General features: G+C 39.7%; 5 protein-coding genes. All 5 read left to right on the forward strand.

All coding sequences use genetic code 11. From position 1 onward, the window contains the following. Positions 1-476: 476 nt before the first annotated feature. The 5 genes from RMX69_RS29140 to RMX69_RS29160 all read left to right on the forward strand — a co-directional run bounded on the left by RMX69_RS29140 (position 477) and on the right by RMX69_RS29160 (position 9,364). Positions 477-1,460, forward strand: a complete 984-nt coding sequence (locus RMX69_RS29140) for a polysaccharide deacetylase family protein (protein WP_322639513.1) — start codon at positions 477-479, stop codon at positions 1,458-1,460. Positions 1,461-1,856: 396 nt separating this feature from the next. Further along, entirely contained in the window at positions 1,857-4,244 is a 2,388-nt protein-coding gene (locus RMX69_RS29145; RefSeq protein ID WP_322639517.1) for a dynamin-like GTPase family protein, read from the forward strand. Between the two features lie 199 nt (positions 4,245-4,443). Next, complete coding sequence (locus RMX69_RS29150) at positions 4,444-6,441, forward strand: ATP-binding protein (RefSeq protein ID WP_322639514.1); 1,998 nt, start codon at positions 4,444-4,446, stop codon at positions 6,439-6,441. A gap of 203 nt (positions 6,442-6,644) precedes the next feature. Continuing rightward, the gene (locus RMX69_RS29155; protein ID WP_322639515.1) at positions 6,645-7,670 is read left to right on the forward strand and encodes an LD-carboxypeptidase; all 1,026 of its coding nucleotides are present in this window, start codon (positions 6,645-6,647) and stop codon (positions 7,668-7,670) included. Between the two features lie 71 nt (positions 7,671-7,741). Further along, positions 7,742-9,364 (forward strand): NAD(P)/FAD-dependent oxidoreductase, encoded by a 1,623-nt coding sequence (locus RMX69_RS29160; RefSeq protein ID WP_322639516.1) that lies wholly within the window; start codon positions 7,742-7,744, stop codon positions 9,362-9,364. Positions 9,365-9,485 lie beyond the last annotated feature (121 nt).

Here is a 9,485-nt window from a genome sequence, read left to right on the forward strand (position 1 = left end):
TGGCGGGGTGGGGTTCTTCGGGTTTAATAAGCAATCAAGCGGACATGATATGATTCGGGTTTAAGGGACTTCCAAGAAATAAATTATCCATTTTGTGGGGTTGGCAACATGAGCGCCCTAAATCTGGGACGGGTGGGGACACCCATCCCACAAGAAAATTTGGGATGTTTTTTTATTTGGAAGTCCCTAATAAGTAATCAAGCAGACATGATATGACGGGCGATGCCTACGAAATGCTGCTCTTAAAGTAACTCTTTATTTTGAAAATTAGGAGCCGCAAACATTCTAGCTTGAGGTTTCCCTTAAACTCATACCAATTTGAAAAATGATTGTGACAGATGGATGCACACCAAGGCAATTCCCAATCCAAAATCTAAAATGGTATCAGCCCCGCTCGAACTATGGAACTTGACCAATAAAGTCCAAACCTTAGACTATAATTGACGCTTAAAATTGTCCAAATAATTTAACTCTTAATGAAAACAAAGCAAAAAGAAAACAAACCAATAGCCAGTCTTTCTTTAGATTTGGATAATATTTGGTCTTATTTAAAAAATCAGGGCGCTCCGGGTTGGGAGACATATCCTTCTTACCTGGATATCGCAGTACCTCGTTTCTTAGATATTCTCAAGCAATGGGATTTGACAATCACAGTATTCATTGTCGGTCAGGATGCAGCGCTAGAAAAGAATACTAAGGCAATACAAGCGATCGCTAGCGCCGGTCACGAAATTGGCAACCACTCATTCTATCACGATCCTTGGCTACATCTGTATTCAGAGAATGAGATTGAAGAAGAGGTGGCCCTGGCCGAAGAACATATCAAGCGCGTCACTCATCAACATCCTATCGGCTTTCGGGGGCCAGGATACAGTTTTTCTCCAGCAGTCTTGAAAGTTTTAGCACGAAGGGGATACGAATATGATGCTTCGACTTTTCCCACATTTTTGGGGCCTATAGCACGAGCATATTATTTAATAACTTGTAAATTGAGCAAGGAAGAACGTAAAAAACGGGAAGCGCTGTTTGGCGGTTTTAAAGAGGGTTTACAACCTCTAAAACCTTACCAGTGGCAACTAGATAAGGATAAACTGACAGAGATTCCCGTTACTACCATGCCAATTTTTAAAGTGCCAATTCACTTCAGTTACATAATGTTTCTGAGTACATTTTCTTCGGAAGTGGCGTTACTGTACCTGCGAATTGCCCTGTGGCTGTGTAAAGTTACACGCGTCCAGCCTTCTTTACTACTCCATCCTACAGACTTTGTAAGTCAAGAAGATGTGCCAGAACTCTCATTCTTTCCTGGGATGAGTGTTCCCACTTACAAAAAGCTGGCAATAGTGAACAAAAGTTTAGAAATTATATCCAGTCAGTTTAATGTTTTGACTGTTGGACAACACGCTAAATTTGCAGCCGATGGCCGTAAACTGCCTATATTAGTGCCTCAAAAGAGGTAAAAATACGATTTATTACCAATTACAAACAGCAAACAAATTAGCAACAAATTCAACTAGTTTTGCTTTTGAGACTGGTTTCAATAAATGAGTCTAAAAACCCGCTTACAAAGCACGAATCCGATTCTAGCTATCGCCATAAGCAGTTAAGGTAATAGCTAGAAACTAGGTAGACATATTATAAATCGATACAGTTCCTAACGATCAACAAAACCCTCATGTAGAGACGCAATTTACCGCGTCTTGAAAAACAAATTATCTACACCCATAATCTTTAACCAAAGCGTATTATATTATAATCTTCAGGGATAAACCACATATAATTCTCAGGAAATTTACTGAACCATCAAGACAATAAATATTACTAATATATAGAGAAATATTGTCAGGATGCTGAATATGTCAGATTTACCGCTTCAGTGCCAAAATTTGAAAGATCAGGTTGAATCTATATTACAACTTTTACAACAAGAACCAACACTACGTTCCCAAGATATTACACATATACGAACTTCTTTAAGTAAGGCGATTTCTCCCAAGTTTGAAATTGTATTTGCAGGTGCATTTAGTGCTGGGAAATCAATGCTAATAAATGCACTCTTAGAAAGGGAATTACTCTACAGTGCAGAGGGACACGCTACAGGTACAGAATGCAAAATCGAGTATGCAGAAGTAGATAAAGAACGTGTTGTTTTGACGTTTTTAAGTGAAGCAGAAATTCGAGATCAAGCAGTTTCTTTGTGTCAGCAACTAGGATTTCAGACAGTTACTAATATTAACCAAGCTGAGGTAATTAACCTGCTACGTCAAGGTTCTGAAGCGATTATTCAGCACGAAGGTGGTGAGAGTAAATCAGAACGTGCAAAACAGGCGAAGGCGTTAATGTTGTTGCTAGAGGGATATATAGCAAACCGCGATCGCATCTATACGGTTAATAATGCTACATATTCAATGGAGCAATTTAACTTTTCCAATCTTAAGGAAGCGGCTGGATATGCCCGTCGTGGTAGTAATAGTGCGGTATTGAAGCGAATAGAATATTACTGTAATCATCCTTTGCTACAAGATGGTAATGTAATTATTGACACACCTGGGATAGATGCACCAGTAGAGAAAGATGCCCAACTAACTTATGCCAAAATTCAACATCCTGATACTTCGGCGGTGGTGTGCGTGCTAAAACCTGCTTCGGCGGGTGACATGACAAAAGAAGAAACCGAACTTTTGGAATTAATGCGGGAGAATGGGGGAGTACGCGATCGCGTTTTCTATGTCTTCAACCGCATCGATGAAACTTGGTATAATACTCAGCTACGGCAACGATTAGACGATTTAATTAGTGGGCAATTTGCTAATTCTAGGAAGGTTTATAAAACCAGTGGATTATTAGGATTTTATGGCAGTCAGATTAAACAGACAAGCCCACAAGATAGATTTGGTTTAGATTCTGTTTTTGCAGAAAGTATTAAAGGTTTAGATGGTAAAGAAGAAACACCACAATTTGTCTATGCGTTTAACAACTACTGTGTAAATTCAGGAAAGCTATCTTCTAGTAAATTCCGTGTCTCTGTTAACGGCTTTGAAACTCCAAATCAAAATTATGTGCGGATTCTGGGAGAGTGGGGAAATGAACTGATAGAACAATTAATTCAAGATAGTGGTACTGAAGAATTTCGCACAGCTATTACTCGTTATCTTACCGAAGAAAAGCGCCCACAATTATTTAAAAATCTTGCTGATGATTTGGAAGATGTTTGTATTAAGCTTAAAAAACATTATCAGAGTATCCAACGCGATTTAGATAGTCAGCCCCAAGAAATTGAGACGATGAAGGCGCAAGAGTTACAACGCCTAAATCAGCAACTCCAGCAAATTGGTAGAGAATTTAGTGAGCATATCACAGAAGAAGTGAACCATGTAATTAATAATTCTTGTGATGCTTTTGAAGCAGATTTTAAGCAATTGCAATCACGAATGATTCGCCGTTTAGATGAATTGCTAGATACTTTTTCTGTAGCTTATGCTTATCGACGTGCAACCATTAGCCATCCTCGCAATGCTACCGCACCTTTAATTGCTATTTTAGTAGAGGCATTTTATTACTTAGCAAATCAATTAGAAGATATTTTGATTGAATCTTCTCAGCAAGTAGTTGCAAATTATTTCCAGCGGTTGATTGAAAAGATTCGCAAGTCAGAATATTATCGCCAACTGTATCGTTTATTAGATAATGATGGTGGAATTGAACAAGAGATCGGGAATTTAGAAAAAGTAGTTACTCAAGCATTAGTTAGTGCAGCTAGTGTAGAGTGCGATCGCTTTGTGCGAGAAAGCCCTAGATTTTACGATGAAGGCACTTTTTCTATATATCAATTTCGCCAAACTTTATCGCAAACTTCTCAAGGTTACGACGCTGAAAGTATCGTGGAAGCAGAACCAGCAATTAGGCAGTTATTGAAGTTAGATTTTGAACCAAAAGTTTCTCATACTATTCGTAAATCTTTCCGTCAAACCATTAATCAAACATTGAAAACTCAATTGATACCAATGGCAAATCAGCAATCAGATGAGATTTTGCAGCAATACCCACAGGCGCGTGCTTATTTGGAGAAAACATTGGAACAAGAAGCTGAAGAAAAAATTGCGAATAATCGGCGATTATTAAATATTGTTGAAGAAAATATTGCAGCATATAATTCAGCAGCATCTAGTATTAATACTTGTTTACAGGCGATGCAATTATATGACAATCTTTTGCCTGTAATTGGGAATACAGATTTGATCTAGAAATCCAGTTTAATTCTTGAAATAAATTACGAGAAAATACGTAGGGGGAAATATATTTAAATTTTTAAATATATTTTATCTGCCCCCTACTTTATCTTTGATTTATAAAAATTCTATTTTCTTGAATTTATTAATATCGAGTTGAATTTAAACCTTTTTTGGGAGAGTATTAGATACACATATAAAATAATTTTTGTTTATGAACTTACATTTGAAGGCATCAAGTAAAACAACTGACTCAAACACAAACTGGTATAAAGCCGATAATTTATCAATGAATTTCAGCTATCAATCCGCAGTGAATGCACTAGGACAAAAAGCACTCTCAGGGATTGAATTGTCATATTTATTCCAAGATACAGTTGTTTTAGTAGCTCAAATATTAGATATAAAATATAGTCGAATTTGGCAAGTACTTTCAGATAGTCATTCTTTACGTAAAGTAGCTAGCATTGGAGAGAACTCGTTACAAACAGACTCTTCTGAGATTAATATCATAACTAATCAGCAAGTACAGAAGTTATTGGAGAATACTCAGCCAATTATTCAGATAAACACGTCCTATTGTCAGATAGATGAATTAACTATTCCTTCTCCTTCAGATAGTGTTGCTGGATTGAGTGTGCTAATTCCTGGTGCGGGTAAACCTTTAGGTTTCCTAGAAGTATATGCTACCGAGGCGAGGAATTTTTCTCCAGACGATATTCATTTTTTACAATCCATAACTCATATTTTAGCAACAGCGATTGAACGCAAACGTTCAGAAGCGTTAATGTATACCCAAAGCCAAATTTTAGAACAAGTGACATTTGGGGTTAATCTATATGAAATTTTTAATAACCTTTGTATTTTGCTAGAGCAAGAATTACCAGGGGCATATTGCTCAATTTTAGTTGTAGATCGAGAAAATCACCGACTGCGGGGAGGAGCTGCACCAACTTTACCCCAAGAATATGCTAAAGGGGTTGATGGTTTGATGATTGGTGAGTGTTGTGGTTCTTGTGGTACTGCTGCTTATAGAGGAGATTCAGTATTTGCCACTGATATTGCCAATGATGTTTTATGGGCTGATTTTCGAGATTTTGCTCTAAGTTACAATATTAGAGCTTGTTGGTCATCACCTTTTACTTCACAAGCTGGTGAAGTTTTAGGAACATTTGCTATATCTCATAAATTTCCTTGTCATCCTACTCCGCATCATTTAGAAATTCTCAAAACAGCCACCCATATTGCCAGTATTGCAACAGAAACCGTCAGAGCCGCAGAAGCTTTACAAAAGGCTAACAACGAGTTAGAACGAAAAGTTGCAGAACGAACATCTGAATTAAGAAAAGCTTTACTTGACTTACAACAGACACAAGCTCAACTAGTTCACAGTGAAAAAATGTCGAGTTTAGGACAAATGGTAGCAGGTGTTGCCCATGAAATTAATAATCCCATTAGTTTTATTGCTGGTAATATCGAATATGCAAATCGATATATCAATGATTTACTAGATTTAATTGCAGTTTATCAAGAGCAATATCCCCAGTTAAATCCTACTATTGCAGCCAAAATAAAAACTATTGATTTAGAGTACTTGTGTGACGATCTACCTAAGTTAATGGCATCTATGACAGTAGGTAGTGAGCGAATTACAGAAATTGTTCTTGGCTTACGAAACTTCTCACGACTAGATGAAGCAAAAATGAAGTCTGTAGATATTCATGAAGGTATAGATAATACATTAATGATTCTGAATCATCAGTTGACACTACCTAATAATTTACCTGATATCCAGATAGTTAAAGAGTATGGTAAAATCCCGAAAGCTAAGTGTTATGCCAACCAGCTAAATCAGGTTTTTATGAATATTCTCAATAACGCGATTTATGCCTTAAAGGATAATCTGAAACATTGGCAGTCTAAAAATCAGACACCAACTATTCAAATTAAAACTTCACTCATAGATAAAGAGATTGTTTTGATTAGTATTAAAGATAATGGTTGTGGGATGAATTCAGAAATTCAGGAACATATTTTCGATCCTTTCTTCACTACTAAACCTGTTGGTCAAGGAACTGGCTTAGGTTTATCAATCAGTTATCAGATTGTTGTTGAAAAGCACCAGGGTAAGCTCAGTTGTATCTCTGCATTAGGTCAGGGAACGGAATTCCAAATTGAAATTCCTATTCAGATTTTAAGTAGTCAGCAATAACATCGCTTTGGCTCTTTGGGGTTCTGATTTTTGATTTATGCAAGAGGACTAATGATTTACACTTGCCATAACGACTTTGTACAAAACTAGATACTGGGTATTATGGAATTCCAAATAAAAAAATATCCGAAAACTGAAGCAAAAATCTTCTCTATTTCTCCTCGCTCTGTCTTCTTTGCGTCTAGAGTGGTTAGTTGATGGTTATGACTATCAAACGTCGAGAATTTCTTACAACCTGTGGACTTGCCACCTTAGCTACCCAGATACCAACACTTACCGCCCAAGGTAAGCCATCTCTAAACACCATCCGCAAGCCGCCCCGCCTGCAAGCTGGCGATACCGTAGGATTGATAGCCCCTGCGGGTATTGTTGACGCTAAAGACATCGAAGCAGCGCAGAAATCAGTTTCACAGTTAGGGTTAAAAGTCAAGCTTGGGAAGCATATTTTAGATCGTTACGGCTATTTAGCGGGTAAAGACAGCGATCGCGCCGATGATGTAAACTTGATGTTTAGCGATCGCACCATAAAAGCAATTATTCCGATGCGTGGTGGTTGGGGCTGCAATCGCATTTTACCCTTACTCAACTATTCGCTGATCCGTTCCCATCCGAAAATTCTCATCGGGTACAGCGATATTACTACCCTGTTGTTGGCAATTAATGCCCGTAGTCAAATGATTACTTTTCATGGGCCAGTTGCCACATCTACCTGGAATCAATTTACAGTGGATTACTTCAAGCGCATCTTATTTAATGGTGAAACTGTGACTATGCAAAATCTCAACCCTAGCGAAGTGCGGGTGGAGACAATAGCATCGGGAAAGGCGAGGGGTAAACTTGTAGGTGGAAACTTATCAGTGCTATCAGCAATGGTAGGTTCACCTTACCTACCTTCCTGGAACAAAAGCATTCTGTTTGTGGAAGAAGTTGGCGAGGATGTTTATCGTATAGATAGGATGCTGACGCAGTTAAAAACTGCTGGGATACTGAATCAAATTACTGGTTTTATCTTTGGGCAATGCACTAAATGTAGTCTTGGGGATGAACCATCATTTACATTAATGCAAGTATTGCAACAACACATACTTCCTTTAGGGATTCCTGCTTGGTATGGTTCCATGATTGGTCATATTAAAGATAAATTTACCTTGCCAATTGGTGTAGAAGTGGAAATAGATGCTGAACTTGGCACAATACGAATGTTAGAGGCGGCTGTCAATCTAGTTTGAACCACGAAAATCAGCCGCCCCGCAATGATTTTGATTAAGATTTTGATAGACAGTATGCATTTCTCCTCGCCATGTTACGACTAACAGAAGTAAAGCTCCCGCTTGATCATCCTGAAGATGAGATCAAGTCTGCCATCCTCAAAAAGCTGCAAATCACAGACGAAGATTTGATCAGCTATTCCATCTTCAAGCGTAGCTACGATGCGCGTAAGAAAGGAGATATCACCCTTGTCTATATTCTGGATGTAGAAACGACTCAGGAAACTCATCTACTCAAGCGCCTGAAAAAAGATCCCCATATCATGTCCACGCCAGACATGAGTTATCGCCCAGTAGCACAAGCACCGAGCAATTTGACGATTCGCCCCATCGTGATTGGTACTGGGCCTTGTGGCTTGTTTGCGGGTTTGATGCTGGCGCAAATGGGATTCCGTCCCATCATTTTAGAACGTGGGAAAAAAGTTCGCGATCGCACTGCTGATACTTTTGGCTTTTGGAAGAAAAAATCAGACTTCAACCCCGAATCCAATGCCCAGTTTGGTGAAGGTGGCGCGGGTACATTTTCCGATGGCAAACTCTACAGTCAAGTTAAAGATCCTCAGCATTATGGGCGCAAGGTACTAACCGAACTCGTCAATGCGGGAGCCTCACCAGAAATTCTCTATATCAACAAACCCCATATCGGCACATTCAAACTGGTGGGAATCGTCCAAAGTATGCGGGCTAAAATCGAATCCCTCGGCGGTGAAATTCGCTTTGAAAGCCGCGTTGAAGATATCAACATCGAAAATGGACAGGTGCGGGGAGTCACCCTCGCCAGTGGCGAATATATCGCCAGCGATTATGTAGTTCTGGCGGTAGGTCACAGCGCCCGCGATACTTTCCAAATGCTATTTGATCGTGGAGTTTACATAGAGCCGAAACCTTTTTCCATCGGCTTTCGGGTCGAACATCCCCAGACTCTCATCGATAAATGTCGTTTTGGCGCTCAAGCTGGTCATAAGCTTTTAGGTGCTGCCGATTACAAACTGGTTCACCATTGCCAAAATGGTCGTTCCGTCTATAGTTTTTGTATGTGTCCGGGGGGCTTGGTAGTTGCAGCCGCATCAGAACCGGGGCGACTTGTCACCAATGGAATGAGCCAATACTCTCGCAATGAGCGCAATGCCAACAGTGCGATCGTTGTGGGTATCACACCCGAAGATTATCCGGGCAATGCGTTAGCGGGAATCGACTTTCAACGGCGCTTAGAAGAACGGGCTTTTGAATTAGGCGGTGGGACTTATGAAGCGCCAGGGCAGTTAGTGGGAGACTTTCTCAACCATCGTCCCTCGACAGCATTGGGCACTGTTAAACCGTCTTATACACCTGGGGTACACTTGGGCGATTTGAGTCAGAGTTTACCAGATTATGCGATCGCAGCTATCCGCGAAGCCCTTCCCGCTTTTGACAAACAAATTAAAGGTTTTGCAATGGACGATGCCGTGTTGACTGGAGTGGAAACCCGCACATCATCACCAATTCGGATTAAACGCAAAGAGGATTATCAAAGTTTAAATACAGTCGGTCTTTATCCGGCTGGAGAAGGCGCGGGATACGCAGGGGGAATCCTCTCGGCGGGTATCGATGGCATTAAGGTAGCGGAGGCGGTGGCTTTAAGTATTTTGAGAAATTTGACATCCTCACCGACCTAAAGGCGCTCTTAAGAAGGAGTAATGAGTAATAAGTAATAAGTAATGAGTAAATACCCATTTTTCATCTACTCATTACTCCTTACTCATTACTTTAAAGCATTGCGTGAAGCACGGGGCTTCT

The sequence above is a fragment of the Nostoc sp. EspVER01 genome, assembly GCF_034530635.1.
Classification (GTDB): domain Bacteria; phylum Cyanobacteriota; class Cyanobacteriia; order Cyanobacteriales; family Nostocaceae; genus Nostoc.

What these genes read in the sequence shown, in the direction of transcription:
- RMX69_RS29145 (WP_322639517.1), top strand. Translation starts at nt 1,857, where the DNA reads ATGTCAGATTTACCGCTTCAGTGCCAAAATTTGAAAGATCAGGTTGAA.
- RMX69_RS29160 (WP_322639516.1), top strand. Translation starts at nt 7,742, where the DNA reads ATGTTACGACTAACAGAAGTAAAGCTCCCGCTTGATCATCCTGAAGAT.
- RMX69_RS29140 (WP_322639513.1), top strand. Translation starts at nt 477, where the DNA reads ATGAAAACAAAGCAAAAAGAAAACAAACCAATAGCCAGTCTTTCTTTA.
- RMX69_RS29155 (WP_322639515.1), top strand. Translation starts at nt 6,645, where the DNA reads ATGACTATCAAACGTCGAGAATTTCTTACAACCTGTGGACTTGCCACC.
- RMX69_RS29150 (WP_322639514.1), top strand. Translation starts at nt 4,444, where the DNA reads ATGAACTTACATTTGAAGGCATCAAGTAAAACAACTGACTCAAACACA.